The sequence below is a fragment of the Bradyrhizobium sp. LA6.8 genome (genome assembly GCF_040547935.1).
In the GTDB taxonomy this organism is placed as follows: domain Bacteria; phylum Pseudomonadota; class Alphaproteobacteria; order Rhizobiales; family Xanthobacteraceae; genus Bradyrhizobium; species Bradyrhizobium barranii.
Window position 1 is genome coordinate 716,569 of record NZ_JBEPQQ010000004.1, and the last position, 15,007, is coordinate 731,575.

Sequence of the window (15,007 nt, forward strand, 5' to 3'; positions counted from 1 at the left end):
CTAACGCCACGAACGATTCAACCCCTTCCCGGTCGGCACGAAGTAGCAGGGAGTCACGACCTGCTCGGCCTTGCTGAGCGAGCCTCAGTTTTGCCACGCTGGTTGCTTCATTGGAGGCAGCATCACCGGATGTACTGGCGATGTGGGGCGAACCCGACGCACTTTCTTCTCGACGGAGTGCGGCCTGGGCCGTAGGCCCTTAGCGGATCGATGAGCTACTGGCAGGTCTAACAACAGCTTCAGGTTGACCGTTCGGGGCGCGTTTTGTCGTTCCTATGTAGGTCAAAGAGCGAACCTTCAAGGTGCCCGGCACGGAGTATGATGTCCGCCAATTCTGGTGGAAGAATGATTCTTCGCTGGATCAGCGGTTGTTTGGCTGGTGCAGGAGAGCAAATGCAACTGCCTTTTGGCGAACCGGTCCGCAGCTGGACACCAGATGGAGTGTGTCCCGCCTCTCCTTCAGATTACGCCGCCTCATGTTGGGGTGCGAGCGTCGTGAAGGAAGCAACGACACGAACGCACGTGAGCGCCCCTCCAGCAGCTCGAATTCGAGCATCTTTCCTACAAACATGACGGAAAGGACTTGAATCGCACCTTGCGTCAGGTTGCACGAAGTCGGTGCAAGGTGCTTTCCCCAACCTCGCAAAGAGCAACTCACAGGCGCTCTGACGACGCAACAAGAAGAGTTCGTGGGCTGATGCCGCTGCTACTCGTTCTAATGTCTATTTTCCTTAGTACGGGTGCGATAGTCTACGCCGCTTGCCGATCTCAACGCCGGCGAGATCGGCGCATGCACAGGCACAATCGCGCCAATTCGCTCAGCTCGCCCCCCGCATTCGACTACCAAAGCGACGGGCATTCTGATCCTTCAGCCGCATAATGAGCCGTCCGCTGCAGCCTCACTCGTGAAGGCCAGGCGACACGCGCCGCCGCTAAAGCGAGCGCCACAAGTTCTGGATTCGGTGTTTCTCGATCGGCTGCTGATCGATTTGATCGATGCCGCGGGGCCGATCCAACGCGACGGCGGACAGATGCGAAAGGCAGTTCTCGACCAGTCGGGTGGTTTTTGCTACACTTTCCTGTAATGCGTCACGCTGGCGCGAATGGCTGACCAGTCACATACCTGGAACATTTCAAAGATTTGCACTGCGCAAAAGTCCTCGAAAGCCTATGCGATCAATCAAAGGTCGTAGTGAGGCAGTAAGTCTACTGTAAATCGTACAAGTGAGGCTCTTATCGTGACCGAGCGCTCTGAACCCCGGAAGGAAGCCCCAAATGTCGTCGGGCCTGAGGTGAGGCCGAGCGTCTTCGTCGTCGACGATGACCTCTCAATGCGCGAATCGCTGGTCAACCTATTTCGTTCGATCGGTCTAGATGTCGTTGCTTACGGATCCGCCCGAGAAATGCTCCAGAGCGAGCTCCCTGATGTTCCTAGCTGCCTTGTGCTTGACATCAGGCTGCCGGGATTGAGCGGCCTTGAGCTCCAGAATGAGTTAGACAAACTGAAGATTCACATTCCCATCATTTTCATCACCGCTCATGGCGATATTCCGATGACCGTCAAAGCCATGAAGAGTGGAGCAATCGATTTTCTCAGCAAGCCGTTTCGCGATCAGGAACTACTCGATGGCGTAGTCGCAGCTATCGAACAGGATCGGAAGAGACGAGGTGTAGACAAGGTGGTCAGCAGGCTGCAGTCCTTGTTTGAGGCACTAAGTCCACGAGAGCAGGATGTGTTGAAACTGGTCGCCGCCGGCCTATTGAACAAACAGGTAGCCGCGGAACTCGGGCTCGCCGAGATTACAATCAAGATCTATCGCGGCCACGTGATGAAGAAGATGGGAGCTCGATCGCTAGCCGATTTGATCAGGATGGCTGAGAGGCTGGGAATTGGGACCGACCGTTTCAGGGTACAAACCTAAGTATGATTTTACAATTTCGTCGTACACGTGCACCCTTCTGCTGGCCGTCATGCTTCGGCCAGCGCCTTCGCCCAACTAAGAACAGGTCGTCTTGTCTAGGTATTCAACTGTTTCCGTTGTTGACGACGATCCTTCGATTCGTGCCGCACTGAACAACCTTTTGAAATCGCAGGGCCACATCGTTCATACGTTTGCATCGGCTGAGGAATTTTTGCGGTCGTCTCAATTGAACGACACGTCCTGTGTCATCGCAGACGTGCAGATGCCCATGATGAGCGGCTTTGAACTTTTGGAACAGATGCGAGCCCAGGGCCATGCTGCACCATTCATCTTGATGACTGCCTTCGCAGATGATCGCACGCGAGCCCGCGCGTTGAGCGCGGGCGTAACCGGTTTTTTTGCCAAACCCTTTGCCTACTTGGCGTTGAGCGCCTGCCTCGATGCATCGCTTCGCGAGCATCGGGGTGGAACGAACGCGTGAAAGATGGGAAGCAGTCTGGACCAAGCCGCAGCCGCGCGGCGCTTACGATGTCGATCAATGCGCGATTGCCCGTGCTTACCGCGTGCCAGTGGCGACCATCGCCTTTTGCCGCATTCCTGTCGTTGTTGTTGCACTTTCGGCATCTGGTTAAAGCACTTGCAACGTCGGGCTCCTGACAAGGCGCCTTTGGTATGATCGCGCAATCAGACGAGGCGAGGCCCTCATCGCTTTAACGAAGGAGCGCCCTAGCCGCGAGCGGTAACCGCTTTTACCGCAAAGCCAGCAGCATTCCCTTATCCGGCACAACGTTCATGCCCTATGATGGGTATTTTGGCTCCGCTCACAGTCCGGCGGATTGTATGCGAAAGGTATTAATGGACGAGAGCAGTGGCACTGATCTTCCAGCCGCCATTCTCGTCGAAACCGTGCAAGGAGAGGGAGGCATTAACGTCGCTGGTAAGGAATGGTTGCAGTAAATTGAGGCTTTGGCAAAAGAGGTCGGAGCTATTTTCATAGTTGACGATATCCAAATGGGCTGTGGCCTTACAGGCGAGTTCTTCAGTTTCGAGTTCGCCGCGTTGTCGCCAGACATTGTTGTAATGTCGAAATCGCTGAGTGGGTACGGTTTGCCACTATCGATGCTCCTGATCAAAGAAGCGATTGACGCATGGGAACCAGGCGAGCACACGGGGACGTTTCGAGGAAACAACCTTGCACTCGTTTCTGGCAAAGCGGCTTTGAATCTGTATTGGCGCAACCAGACGTTCTCGCAACAGGTCCGACGCTTGGGCGCATTTATGCGGCGTCGACTCGATGCTATCGCGCACCAGCACGGAAACAAGTTTGCTGTTCGTGGACGGGGCATGATATGCGGATTCGATTGCAAAACGACCGAAATCGCAGAGGCGACGTCACATAGAGCGTTTGAAAAGAGATTGATTATCGAGCGATGCGGACCGACCGATCAGGTTGTAAAGTTCTTGCCTGCACTTACGATCGACCAAGAAACGTTGGGACAAGGCCTAGACATATTCGAGGAGTCATTGACCGAAACGTTGAATTCAGCCCGAGCAAGCTAAACTTGTAGGCACACGAGAGAAACTGTTGCTAGCGACCGCATCGCCGCACAAGTCACTGGCGTGTGTCCTCGCTTGCCGCCGAAATGGTCAGGAGTTTTGAGGCCATGATCATGAAGGTGAAGCCTGAAGGCCAACGCTATCTGTGATCCGCCGAGTCGGCTGATCCACGGAGAACGCCTGCTGCCCTCCTCGGTCCACAACACGTGAGTGCGAGCAGCACCTTTGACCGCAGAAGCTCGCAGTCGCGAGCGACTCTGGTCGAGCTGGCCTATCTAAGTTTCCAGTCTGAGGTCTGCCGAAGGTGAGCTCGCAGCGGAATGGAGTCAAATGGTGTGGTATGGCTTCTTGGTGGCCACGTGCCCAGCCGCACGGGTGCGGACTTTATTAGGACCGTAGATTGTGCAGCAGCGATCCAGCCTGAGCCGTTTACAGCATAGGTGCAGCAACAATCACTCCGGCGGCCGGCTTTACGACGAAAGCCGTCAAGGAACGAGCGGTGGGGATGTCCCGGGTTCGTTGAATTTCTGAAGAGGTCGGCGTTGCCCACCTTGAGCCGGTAGGCTCGGGGTGCTGATTCCAAAGGAGAGCAACACCATGACGAGAGATATCACACCGGCTGGTTGGCCGGCGACCGGCGCTGGGGACGAAGCATTTGCGGAAGTGCAGGCGAGTGCCCGAGTTCAGCTATCAGAAGCCCCTATTTGGCGTGAGCGCCTCGACGGCAAGCGAAGGTGTCGGACCAAATGTCAACTATGCTGGGCCAATCGAAGAAGCCCGACGCATCTGCCGGGTCCGAGATGCGTCGGGCTGAGTGGGAGACTGAGAGCGCGACAGTCCTCCTCCCAGAACCGTGTCTGCAAGTAGTATGCCGTGCCCGTACTGCTACACCAATATATCAAATTAGATATCTGCCCTGCCACAAAGTTCCGCGAGGCATTCAAAGACGCTCGGCCAGCTCCATCTTCAAGGCCTGACTATTCCCGTTCCAAAAACTACCGCCATCACCTTTCGTTTGGATCAAAATTGAGGCAGAAGAAGCGGACAACGGGCCGCCGGCTCATCAACAACAGATATCTAGATGTTTGATGCATTGCTACGCGGGACTGGAACGATCCCCCCGAGTTCGCGCACGACAGAGGCAAACGATCGAGATCTAAGCTTAGATTTCGCGAAAGGTGCGCTCATTGTTTTGGTGATCGTTGGGCACCTGATTCAGTATGTCATCTACCGAGACGACGGGTTTTGGTATTCGCCGTACTACAAATCGATCTATATGTTTCACATGCCACTCTTTATGGCGATAAGCGGATATCTTTCTTCTCGATCGCTGCTGCAAAAGTCGTTCACTCGAGCCGCCAGCGACCGTGCGAAGCAGCTCTTGCTGCCGATGCTGTTTTGGTGGACGTTCATGGAGACAGCTAAGCTGGCGGCATTGTGGCGCGCAACCAGCGTAACGAGCGGACTTTTGGAATTTGTAGACGATTTCGCTGGCACATACTGGTTCATCTGGGCGACGTTTGTTTCCTATCTTCTCCTCAAGATTTCTACCAAGCTCAACCACCAATCGTGGGTCATATCTGGCTTGGCCATACTGGTCGCACTCGCGCCTCTGACATTCTCCATATCACCCCTGATCAGATTCACTTACCCGTTCTTCTGCTTCGGCTTCTTGCTTGCTCAATCGAGAGAACGATGGACGAGTACATCGCGACATCACAAGCCGCTCCTGATCTTATTTCTCTCGATAGTGACTTGCGTATGCTTTCTAGCATGGGACAAGGACACCTATGTCTACAATAATCTTGGGGTAATCCACGATTTTCGGTCGGCTAAAAACGTGCTTCTGATGTTTGTTGGCTCTGCAGCGGCCTCAGCAATCGCTATCGAACTCCTGCTGCAATGCTGGAGCATTGGCCGTTCAAATCGAATGGCCCGCTTTATCGCTGTGGAGTTGGGCCAGACCACGCTGCTGCTCTACCTGGTCCAGGGTACCGTGTTCCGTCTCATGGATTTCGTACAGTTCGGAAACCTTTGGGATCTCACGACCCGGTCGATCATCGCGGGTATGCTCGGGGCAACGATTATTGCGATCGCGCTAACGGTGCGCTCGATTGTTCGCGGCGTTCCATATCTATCGCAACTCGTCCTCGGAATGCCGCCACGCTCAGGTCTTCCGCAAGCAAAACCTGCAATGAACTAGCTGTATGCATTTGTACGGCAGGGTATTGCGATAGCATCGACTTGTGACGCCGCAGGAATAACGTTCGAACCCAGATCCGGCGGCGACGGCGTGCCGCCGGTCGAGCCGGTCATCGGCATAAGAGCAACCCCATCGAAGCGTGCATTGGTGAGGGTTTGCATGGCACCGGCGAACTCAGCCCATTGCGTCCATCCAAATAAGATCGACTGCCCTGAGATTAGCTTCGCTGCACCAATCGTCTAGCCGCCGGGTTTCGACCCAGATCTGGCGATCGAACCTAATCCAATCACACTCGGCGAGATGTTTTTTCGAGTGCCGTACTGAACCCGAGACGTAAGCGCTGTACGCATCCGGTGACGGCCCCCGGTCAGGTCGCCTTGGGCGGATGGCTGATTTGCGCTCAAGCAGCGTGGGCGACGCTCTGGGGGCGCCAATTCCAAGGTAGAAGTTCGTGGATGCGCTTGGCGGGTTGATCCGGCAGGCGGGCCAGCACGTCGGCAAGCCAAGCCTGTGGATCAATGTCGTTGAGCTTGGCGGTGGCGATGAGGGTGTAGATCGCAGCCGCACGCCGGCCGCCCTCATCGGAGCCGGCGAAGGTCCAATTTCTTCTGCCGACGGCGACAGTCCGTAGCTCGCGCTCGGCGGCATTGTTCGACATGCACAGGCGCCCGTCATCAAGGAAGCGAGTAAATGCATCCCAGCGGCTGAGGCAGTAATTGATCGCCTTGGCCGTATCATTGCTCCTGGAGAGCTTGGCGCGCTGTTCGCGCAACCACGCCTGCAGCTCGACGATCAGAAGGCGGCGGCTACGCTCCTGGCGCACGCGCAGGCGCTCCTGCGGAGCAAGACCGTTGATCTCACGTTCGATGGCGAACAGGATATCGATGCGCTTGACCGCTTCGGCCGCAATCGGCGCTTGGCTTAGCCGTGCGAGATCAAAGAACTTGCGCCTGCCATGCGCCCAGCATGCGGCCTCGACGATTTGGCCTCCTTTGCGATTGGGCTCGTAGAGCCTGCTGAACCCGGCGTAGGCGTCGGCCTGCATCAGTCCGGCATAGCCCGCCAGATGCTGTTCCGGATGTTCGCCGCTGCGATCCGGCGAGTAGAAGAACACGGCGCCGGTGGATCTGGCCCGGCAAACGGGCGGTCGTCCCGTACATAGGTCCAAAGCCGGCCGGTTCGCGTCTTGCCCTTGGCCAGGACCGGCACCGTGGTGTCGTCGGCGTGGACGCGCTCGGCCGCAAAGACATGGCTCCGGATCGCACCGACCAGCGGCATCAGGGCTGCCGCGGAGGCACCCACCCAGTCCGCGAGCGTCGATACGTCGAGGTCGATGCCTTCACGTTGGTAGACATCGCTCTGACGATTGAGCGGCAGGTGCAGGCCGTACTTGGCGAACAGGATATGGGCGAGCAGCTTCGGCCCTGCACGCCCCCGCGCAATCGGGTGCGAGGGAGCCGGTGGCTGGGTGATCGCTTCGCAGGCCCGGCAGACGAACTTCTCACGCACATGCTGGATCACCTTCCACTGGCGTGGAACGAGCTCCAGCGTCTCGGTCATGTCCTCGCCGAGCTTGCGCAATCGGTTGTCGCCACAGCATGGGCAGGTCGCCGGCACCGGATAGACAATGCGCTCCCGCAGCAAATGCTCCGGCAGCGGCCGGCGCGCCGGCTTGCGGCGCTCGAACGATGGCACCGTAATCTTGCCGGCTGCCGCCATCTGCACCGCTGTCTCGGCTTGTGCGGCGTTCGCCTCGAGATCGGCGAGCTGCAGCTCGAGCTGGTCCAGCAATGCGCCGCGCTCCGAGGACTGTCCGAACTGCTCGTGCCGCAGCTTCCTGATCGTGAGCTTGAGCTGCTCGATCAGCAATATCTGCGCCTGGGCATCCGCCTCTGCGGCCAGGCGGGCCGTTCGCTCGGCGCGCAGCATCGCCTTCAGCGTGGTCACATCGTCAGGGAAAGAATCATCGGCGCCCATGCCAACCAGAGAATCATAACTTGCCGTCGCTGTCCGAACCGCCGATCGTGGTATCGATTCAAATCCTGGCGATCAGCCGGCCGCCTGCGGCCGCCACGTGTGTTGCGGCATCCGCCAGTCAATGCCCTCCAGAAGATAGCCAAGCTGGGCCGGGGTGATGGTCACCACGCCATCCGCCGGCGACGGCCAGAGGAAACGGCCGCGTTCCAGCCGCTTGGCGTAGAGCGACATGCCCAACCCATCGTGCCAAAGGATCTTGATCAGCTTGCCGCTCTTGCCGCGGAACACATAGAGGTCGCCGCCGTGCGGGTCGCGCATGAAGGCTTCCTGCACCAGCACGGCCAGCGAGTTCATGCCGCGGCGCATGTCGGTGTGGCCAGTCGCAATCCACACCCGCACGCCCGACGGAATGGGGATCATCGCGGCCGCCCATCTGCCAGCGCCGCGACCGCGACCTTCAGCGTCGCCGCATCGACCGTGCCCGTGATCCGCATCCGAGTTCCGGCCGCAAACTCGATCTCGATCGTTCCGCCGTCGGCCGACCGGACTGGACCAGGCATCGCTTCCGCGACCACCATCGCCGGTACGAAGCCGGTTTGATCGGCGGCTTCCTTCGACTCGGGGCGAAACGACCGCCGCCATCGCAGCAGCAATGAGCGCGAAACGCCATACCGCCGCGCAGTCGCCGCGACTTGCCGCGGCGCCTGCAAGCTCTCCAGGACGATCTTGAGCTTCTCGTCCTCGGACCAACGCCGCCGCCGGCCGGTGTCCACTACTTCGAGCCGTTCGATTTGGGCACTGCGCCTATCACTGTCCATAAGGACAGTTCTCAACACCGCGCCTCACTTGGCAAGGCGGCCTTCAGCGGACGGATACGTTCGAACCCGATAAGCCAGCGATCCATTTCGAGGACGCGCCTCTAACACTTACCCTGCTTGCGGCGCATTCGAGCGAGGAGCACGTGGTTTAAGGGCCCGGGTCGACCTCTCCACGAGCAGCTCATCCGACTTTTTTCTGCCGAGGGGCTGCAAATCAAATGTGATAATGAGGTAGAACGCAGTTGATCCGTCAGCTCAGGCTGGTGTCCCAGAAAGCTTGCTCAAGAACCGGGACTTTGTCGCGGGCATCGATAAGAGAAGGGCGCTCGGGACCAGCAAACCGCCAGTTTCAACGGCTCCGGCATCTGCTCAGGCGGCTTGTTCACGCACATGCGGGCTTTGCCCGGTCATAGCACCGCCAGTCCAAAGACATGCTTGCGAGCGCGGAAAAGACCGCGGCGGAATGGTCGCCGAACCGAGCCCCGACCTTCTGAGCCATATCGTCGGCGCGCTAGACGCACCATTGTTGTTGATTCCGTGACCACTCGCGAGCAATGAACCGCCAGATGCTTTTCTCTACTGAATTCGTCGTCCGGGGCATATGGCGACAGTGATCGCCGCGATAATCTTCTTCAGGTCCCATATAGCACTGGCCTCATTCATGCAGCGTTTTTTTGTGAACTCAAACAGCACAGAGTCAACATGCGCGCCTTCACTTTTGCTTGCCAGATACCAACTTGATTGTCGAAAAATGGATCAATGATGATAAGTACTGCGCGACAGAGAAGGAATTTCAATGCTTTGTTTGCCCGGCTTGCTCGCGGTTGCACTGGATGAACAGCAAGACTGGAACACTCCTAGGCAAGGACACGAAATGAGGGAAACTCGCTGGCTCACTGCGCGAGTTGATCACGCGGTCACTGTGGAACGCTTCTCGGCCAAACGGTTCTGCTTACCTCCGATCCGCGCCGCAGTTTCATTAGTCGCACCCACGCAATAGAGAAACGCCTGACGAAGGCTGAACGAAGTCTCCCGGACTACAAACTTTCGTATAGTGCTTCAAAACCCTTTCGATGTGGAAGGTTTACCTCTGTACAGTTGAGCGATTGATGCAATGCCTATACAGAGTCCAGAACTCGGCAGTTCGAGAGCGTGACGCTTCCGCATTCGAAAAGGCCAGACGCGATTGACGTCGTCGATCGGGGACCAACATTAGCCTGTGCAGAGCAACGATTTGTCAAACCAAGAGAGCAAACGGCGGGTCGCTCTAGTTACCGGCGTGACTGGACAGGACGGCGCTTATCTGGCCGAATATCTGCTGTCGCTGGGCTATGTCGTGCACGGCATCAAGCGGCGCTCGTCCTCGTTCAACACCGCGCGGGTCGATCATCTCTACCAGGACCCGCATGTCGGCAACGTGCCGTTCCTGATGCACTATGGCGACATGACGGACTCGACCAACCTGATCCGTCTGGTGCAGCAGATCCGGCCGACCGAGATCTACAATCTTGCCGCCCAAAGCCACGTCGCGGTAAGCTTCGAAAGTCCGGAATACACCGCCAATGCCGACGGCATCGGCGTGCTGCGGCTGCTGGAAGCGATCCGCATCCTCGGCATGGAGAAGGAGACGCGGTTCTACCAGGCCTCGACCTCCGAGCTCTATGGCCTGGTGCAGGAGGTCCCGCAGAAGGAGACGACGCCGTTCTATCCGCGCTCGCCCTACGGCGTCGCCAAGCTTTACGGCTACTGGATCACGGTGAACTACCGCGAAGCCTACGGCATGTTCGCGTCCAACGGCATCCTGTTCAACCACGAGAGCCCGATCCGTGGCGAGACCTTTGTGACCCGCAAGATCACCCGCGGCGTCGCGCGTATCGAGGTCGGGCTGGAAGAGACGCTCTATCTCGGCAATCTCGAAGCCAAGCGCGACTGGGGCCATGCCAGGGACTATGTCGAGGGCATGCACAAGATCCTGCAGGCCGACAAGCCCGATGACTTCGTGCTCGCCACCGGCGAGACGCGCTCGGTGCGCGAGATGGTCGAGCTGTCGTTCGCGCATGTCGGCCGCCGCATCGCATGGCGCGGCAAGGGCGTCGAGGAGACCGGCGTCGATGAGAAGAGCGGCAAGACGGTCGTGAAGATCGATCCGACCTATTTCCGCCCCACCGAGGTCGATCTCCTCGTCGGTGACGCCAGCAAGGCGCGCGAGGTGCTTGGCTGGAAGCCGAAGCGGAGCTTTGCAGAGCTCGTTGCGGAGATGATGGCGAGCGATCTGGCGGACGCAAAACGGGAAGCGGCGAGTGGCATACGCACCGTTTGAGCTGACAGGCAAAAGCGTCTACGTCGCCGGCCATCACGGCATGGTCGGCAGCGCGATTGCGCGCCGGCTCGAACGGGAGGACGTCAAGCTCGTCACCGTGGACCGGCGCGAGGTCGATCTCTGCAACCAGGCCGCTGTGTTCGACTGGTTCGCGAAGACGCGGCCGCAAGTGATCTTCCTCGCCGCGGCCAAGGTCGGCGGCATCGTCGCCAACAACACGCTGCGCGCGGAGTTCATCTACGACAACATCACGATCGCGGCCAACGTGATCCAGGCCGCGCATCAGAACGGCGCCGAGAAGCTGATGTTTCTGGGGTCGTCCTGCATCTATCCGAAACTGGCACCACAGCCGCTGCGCGAAGATTCGGTGCTCACGGGTCCGCTGGAGCCGACCAACGAGCCATACGCGATCGCCAAGATCGCCGGGATCAAGATGGCGGAGGCCTATCGCAACCAGTACGGGTGCGACTTCATCAGCGTGATGCCGACCAATCTCTACGGCCCCGGCGACAATTATCATCCCGAATTGAGCCATGTCGTTGCCGCGCTGATCCGCCGCTTCCACGAGGCGAAGGTTGCTGGCGCAAAGAGTGTCGCCGTGTGGGGCACCGGCACGCCGCGGCGCGAGTTCCTCTATGTCGACGACATGGCGGATGCCTGCGTGCACCTGATGAAGAGCTATTCGAGCACGGAGCTGATCAATATCGGCACCGGCCAGGACATCACCATCGCCGAGTTCGCGCGGGTCGTGGCCGAGGTCGTCGGCTACAGCGGCGAGATCGCCTTCGACAGCTCGCGCCCCGACGGCACGCCACGCAAGCTGCTCGACGTCAGCCGCCTCGCAAGCCTCGGCTGGCGCGCGAGGACTTGGCTTGTAGATGGAATGCGACAGACCTACCAGGACTTCTTGGCGGTATCGGGTACATCGGACAAAACGAGAGACTCATGCAGCTGCTAACTGCTGACGGCGCTCATTGTGCGATTGCCGGAAAGTTGCGTTAGGATCTTCCGGCGGATTCGACAGGGCTCCACGTGTTGCTTGGAGCTCGCGCACCTCGGGGTGCCGCGTGCCCGATGGAGGGCAGGAACGGCTAGACTGGCCGATAACTATAGCGAGCGAATTGGTCAGGCGCGCCTTGCGGGACGCTCTGTTTTGAACTTGAGGTAAACTGATTAAATGTGCGGAATTGTCGGCATCTTGGGGCGCGGTCCGGTCGCGGATCGCCTCATCGATTCACTGAAGCGACTGGAATATCGCGGCTACGACTCAGCGGGCATTGGAACGCTCCAAGGAAACCAAATCGAGCTTCGACGCGCCGAGGGCAAGCTGAGGAACCTTGAGGCACGCGTTCGCTGCCATCCGCTCTCAGGCCATGTCGGGATTGGGCACACGCGCTGGGCTACTCATGGCAAGCCGACGGAGCACAATGCTCATCCGCATGCAACAGGCAATGTTGCAGTCGTCCATAACGGCATAATCGAGAATTTCCGCGAGCTGCGCGCGGAGCTAAAACGGCATGGCGCCTGTTTCGCCTCTGAAACAGACACCGAGGTGGTGACGCATCTCATCGACTTTTATCTGAAAGACGGCTGCTCGCCGCAGGAGGCAGTAAAAGCGTCGCTGCCGCGGCTAGTCGGCGCGTTTGCGCTTGCAATCCTGTTCAAGGGTCAACACGATCTCATGATCGGTGCGCGCAAGGGCTCACCACTCGCGATCGGGCATGGCGAAGGCGAAATGTATCTCGGATCGGATGCTATCGCGCTCGCGCCCCTTACCGGCTTGATCACCTACCTTGAGGACGGCGATTGGGCTGTGCTCAACCGCAACTTCAGCGTGGTCTACGACGCACAAGGCACAGTTGTCCGCCGGGAGGTGATGAAATCTGGCGCGTCGTCGGTTCTCGTCGAGAAAGCAAACTACCGCCACTTCATGGCGAAGGAAATCCACGAACAGCCAGAGGTGATCGGGCAGACGCTGGCGCATTACGTCGATATCGCCACCGAGAGCGTGGCACTGCCGCAGGAGCTTCCGTTCGACTTCAACGAGATCGGACATATCTCGATCACGGCTTGTGGTACGGCAGGCTACGCCGGCCATATCGCCAAATACTGGTTCGAGCGGCTGGCTCGTATTCCAGTGGAGCTCGATGTCGCCTCCGAATTTCGCTATCGTGAGGCGCCGATGCGCAAGGGAAATCTTGCTATCTTCATCTCGCAGTCCGGCGAGACGGCCGATACGCTGGCCGCGCTCCGCTATGCCAAATCGCAAGGCCTGCATACCCTCTCGATCGTGAACGTACTGAGTTCGACCATTGCGCGCGAAAGCGGGACAGTGTTGCAGACACTCGCCGGACCTGAAATCGGCGTTGCCTCGACCAAGGCGTTCACATGCCAGCTGGTCGTCCTGGCGGCGCTTGCGGTTGCTGCTGGCAAGGCGCGCGGTGAATTGCCGGAGAGCGACGAGGTCGATCTCGTGCGAGCGCTGATCGAAATTCCGCGGCTAGTTACAGCGGCGCTTGCCAGCGAGCCGCAGATCGAGAAGCTCGCACGCGACATCGCCAAATCGCGTGACGTGCTATATCTCGGTCGCGGCACGTCGTTTCCACTGGCCCTGGAGGGGGCGCTGAAGCTGAAGGAGATCTCCTATATTCACGCCGAGGGCTATGCGGCCGGTGAGCTCAAGCACGGCCCGATCGCCTTGATCGACGAGAGCGTTCCCGTAATCGTCATTGCTCCCTGCGACCGGGTGTTCGAAAAGACCATCTCGAACATGCAGGAGGTTGCCGCACGCGGCGGCAAGATTATCTTGATAACGGACGCTCGGGGAGCCGCAGAGGTATCCATGGATTCACTCGCGACGATTGTGCTGCCGGAGATGGGTACGACATTTACGTCGATTGTCTATGCGATTCCGGTGCAGCTTCTGGCCTACCACACGGCCATCCTGATGGGCACGGACGTCGACCAACCCCGAAATCTCGCGAAATCGGTAACCGTCGAATGAGGCAAGGTGACGTGACCTGGATTTGTCGTGGTCAGATTCCGAATGCGCACAAGCCTCTGTCAGATCGAATTACGATGTGCTGCCCGGCTCCTGGCGCGATGCGACCGCATGGCTTGTGCCGGTTCATGGCCCGGCGTTGAGGTTGGCGGCGTATCCGTCTACCTCTCCGAGATTGCTACTACGGGCAACCGCGGCTTCTACACATCGTTTCGGTCCTCGAGCCAGCAGGTTGCGATCTTTGTCGCGGCTCTTATCGGATATTTTTTGAGCGAAGCTCATTGCCTCCACAGTTGCGAACCGGCGCATTGTCATTCTCGGCCGGTTGGGTGGGTCTTCATGACCAGAAACTCTGGAGTTTCCTCCAGCGTCCGGCGCAGGAAGAAGATAAGCGGAACGATCAAGCAGCCAAGGAAGAATGGGATCCGCCAGCCCCAGGCAGCAACCATTTCGGCCGGAAGTCATGATGATCGCGTATTGCAGCTGTCCTCGCAGAACACGCTCTTGGTGACGCTTTTGGTCGCGGTGACGAACTTCATCTGGAACCCAATTGGCGGCGCGATTTCTGACAGAATCGGTCGGAAGCCGGTCTTGGTGACCATTGCCGGCCTTGCCTTGGTGACTGTATATCCGGCGTTGTCTTGGCTTGTGACCGACCCGAGCTTTGGCAAGATGCTGGCAGTGGAGATGATGTTATCGTTCTACTTTGGCACCTATAGCGGCGCCATGTTGGGCGCTTTGGTCGAAATCGTGCCGAAGCACGTTCGCACAACCTGCTTTTCTTGGCCTTCGCACTCGCCGCAGCTCTCTTTGGCACCTTTACGCCGCTTGCATCGACTTGGCTGATCGATCGGACCGACGACAAGGCTTCGCCGGGTTTCTGGTTGATGTTTGCAGCTTTCCTCGGCATTATCGCCGCACTCACGATTTATCCAGGAAACACCAAGAGAGTTGCGAAGCTGTCGCGACCCCAGCGGTCTAACCGGGCCTTAAGCCCGCAATTTACCCCCGCATTAGCAGCGCGCCCACGGGGACCTTCACGTCCAAGACTGAACTGAACGGGGTGCGTGGCGGTCCTTGCGGTGATCTCACGGTGGTCCGCGTGCCACTCTGCGGGTCACGGTTCTTCGCATGCAAGATCGAGCAGTATCGGGACGAGCCGTCGCTGATGTTGACCGGGAATGGCTGAGCACTACCGCCACGCTCGAT

General features: G+C 58.6%; 10 protein-coding genes and 3 pseudogenes. 9 read left to right on the plus strand and 4 right to left on the minus strand.

What is annotated here, in order from left to right; translation table 11 throughout:
- The first annotated feature begins 1,238 nt into the window (after window positions 1-1,238).
- The 4 genes from ABIA90_RS23465 to nolL all read left to right on the plus strand — a co-directional run bounded on the left by ABIA90_RS23465 (window position 1,239) and on the right by nolL (window position 5,682).
- Window positions 1,239-1,922 (plus strand): response regulator transcription factor, encoded by a 684-nt coding sequence (locus ABIA90_RS23465; RefSeq protein ID WP_247457863.1) that lies wholly within the window; start codon window positions 1,239-1,241, stop codon window positions 1,920-1,922.
- 91 nt (window positions 1,923-2,013) lie between these two features.
- Window positions 2,014-2,403 carry a response regulator transcription factor gene (locus ABIA90_RS23470; protein ID WP_247457864.1) on the plus strand — a complete coding sequence of 130 codons (390 nt, stop codon included), beginning with the start codon at window positions 2,014-2,016 and terminating at the stop codon, window positions 2,401-2,403.
- A gap of 485 nt (window positions 2,404-2,888) precedes the next feature.
- Complete coding sequence (locus tag ABIA90_RS23475; RefSeq protein ID WP_247457865.1) at window positions 2,889-3,482, plus strand: aminotransferase class III-fold pyridoxal phosphate-dependent enzyme; 594 nt, start codon at window positions 2,889-2,891, stop codon at window positions 3,480-3,482.
- A 1,078-nt stretch (window positions 3,483-4,560) separates the two neighbouring features.
- The gene (gene nolL, locus ABIA90_RS23480) at window positions 4,561-5,682 is read left to right on the plus strand and encodes a nodulation factor fucose acetyltransferase NolL (protein WP_354116732.1); all 1,122 of its coding nucleotides are present in this window, start codon (window positions 4,561-4,563) and stop codon (window positions 5,680-5,682) included.
- A gap of 400 nt (window positions 5,683-6,082) precedes the next feature.
- Here the strand turns inward: nolL and tnpC are convergent.
- The 3 genes from tnpC to tnpA form a co-directional block, all read right to left on the minus strand.
- Window positions 6,083-7,659 (minus strand): IS66 family transposase gene (tnpC, locus tag ABIA90_RS23485; RefSeq protein WP_502916639.1). Its coding sequence is split into 2 segments (ribosomal slippage): window positions 6,083-6,801 and window positions 6,801-7,659, totalling 1,578 coding nucleotides; the frame shifts between segments, so codons are not numbered across the junction.
- A gap of 72 nt (window positions 7,660-7,731) precedes the next feature.
- Window positions 7,732-8,079 carry an IS66 family insertion sequence element accessory protein TnpB gene (gene tnpB, locus ABIA90_RS23490; RefSeq protein WP_247457868.1) on the minus strand — a complete coding sequence of 116 codons (348 nt, stop codon included), beginning with the start codon at window positions 8,077-8,079 and terminating at the stop codon, window positions 7,732-7,734.
- On the minus strand, window positions 8,076-8,477 hold the full coding sequence (tnpA, locus tag ABIA90_RS23495; RefSeq protein WP_247457869.1) for an IS66-like element accessory protein TnpA: 402 nt from the start codon (window positions 8,475-8,477) through the stop codon (window positions 8,076-8,078). Before tnpA ends, tnpB begins: the two co-directional genes overlap by 4 nt.
- A gap of 1,234 nt (window positions 8,478-9,711) precedes the next feature.
- Here tnpA and gmd point away from each other — a divergent pair.
- From gmd to ABIA90_RS23515, 4 genes and pseudogenes are all read left to right on the plus strand, one after another.
- Window positions 9,712-10,797: a GDP-mannose 4,6-dehydratase gene (gmd, locus tag ABIA90_RS23500; protein WP_354116723.1), complete on the plus strand. Its 1,086-nt coding sequence runs from the start codon at window positions 9,712-9,714 to the stop codon at window positions 10,795-10,797.
- Window positions 10,778-11,755 (plus strand): GDP-L-fucose synthase, encoded by a 978-nt coding sequence (gene fcl, locus ABIA90_RS23505; protein ID WP_354116724.1) that lies wholly within the window; start codon window positions 10,778-10,780, stop codon window positions 11,753-11,755. Before gmd ends, fcl begins: the two co-directional genes overlap by 20 nt.
- A gap of 219 nt (window positions 11,756-11,974) precedes the next feature.
- Entirely contained in the window at window positions 11,975-13,801 is a 1,827-nt protein-coding gene (gene glmS / locus ABIA90_RS23510) for a glutamine--fructose-6-phosphate transaminase (isomerizing) (protein WP_247457872.1), read from the plus strand.
- Window positions 13,802-13,933: 132 nt separating this feature from the next.
- Window positions 13,934-14,077, plus strand: a pseudogene (locus ABIA90_RS23515) (MFS transporter); the annotation flags it as partial.
- A 35-nt stretch (window positions 14,078-14,112) separates the two neighbouring features.
- On the opposite strand, the pseudogene ABIA90_RS23520 reads toward ABIA90_RS23515, so the two are convergent.
- Window positions 14,113-14,259: pseudogene (locus tag ABIA90_RS23520) on the minus strand (MFS transporter); the annotation flags it as partial.
- Between the two features lie 13 nt (window positions 14,260-14,272).
- On the opposite strand from ABIA90_RS23520, the pseudogene ABIA90_RS23525 reads away from it, so the two are divergent.
- Window positions 14,273-14,856: pseudogene (locus ABIA90_RS23525) on the plus strand (MFS transporter); the annotation flags it as partial.
- Between the last annotated feature and the right edge of the window lie 151 nt (window positions 14,857-15,007).

Excerpts from the sequence above, each read along its gene's own strand:
- nolL (WP_354116732.1), top strand. The coding sequence starts at position 4,561 with ATGTTTGATGCATTGCTACGCGGGACTGGAACGATCCCCCCGAGTTCG.
- tnpB (WP_247457868.1), bottom strand. The coding sequence starts at position 8,079 with ATGATCCCCATTCCGTCGGGCGTGCGGGTGTGGATTGCGACTGGCCAC.
- tnpA (WP_247457869.1), bottom strand. The coding sequence starts at position 8,477 with ATGGACAGTGATAGGCGCAGTGCCCAAATCGAACGGCTCGAAGTAGTG.
- glmS (WP_247457872.1), top strand. The coding sequence starts at position 11,975 with ATGTGCGGAATTGTCGGCATCTTGGGGCGCGGTCCGGTCGCGGATCGC.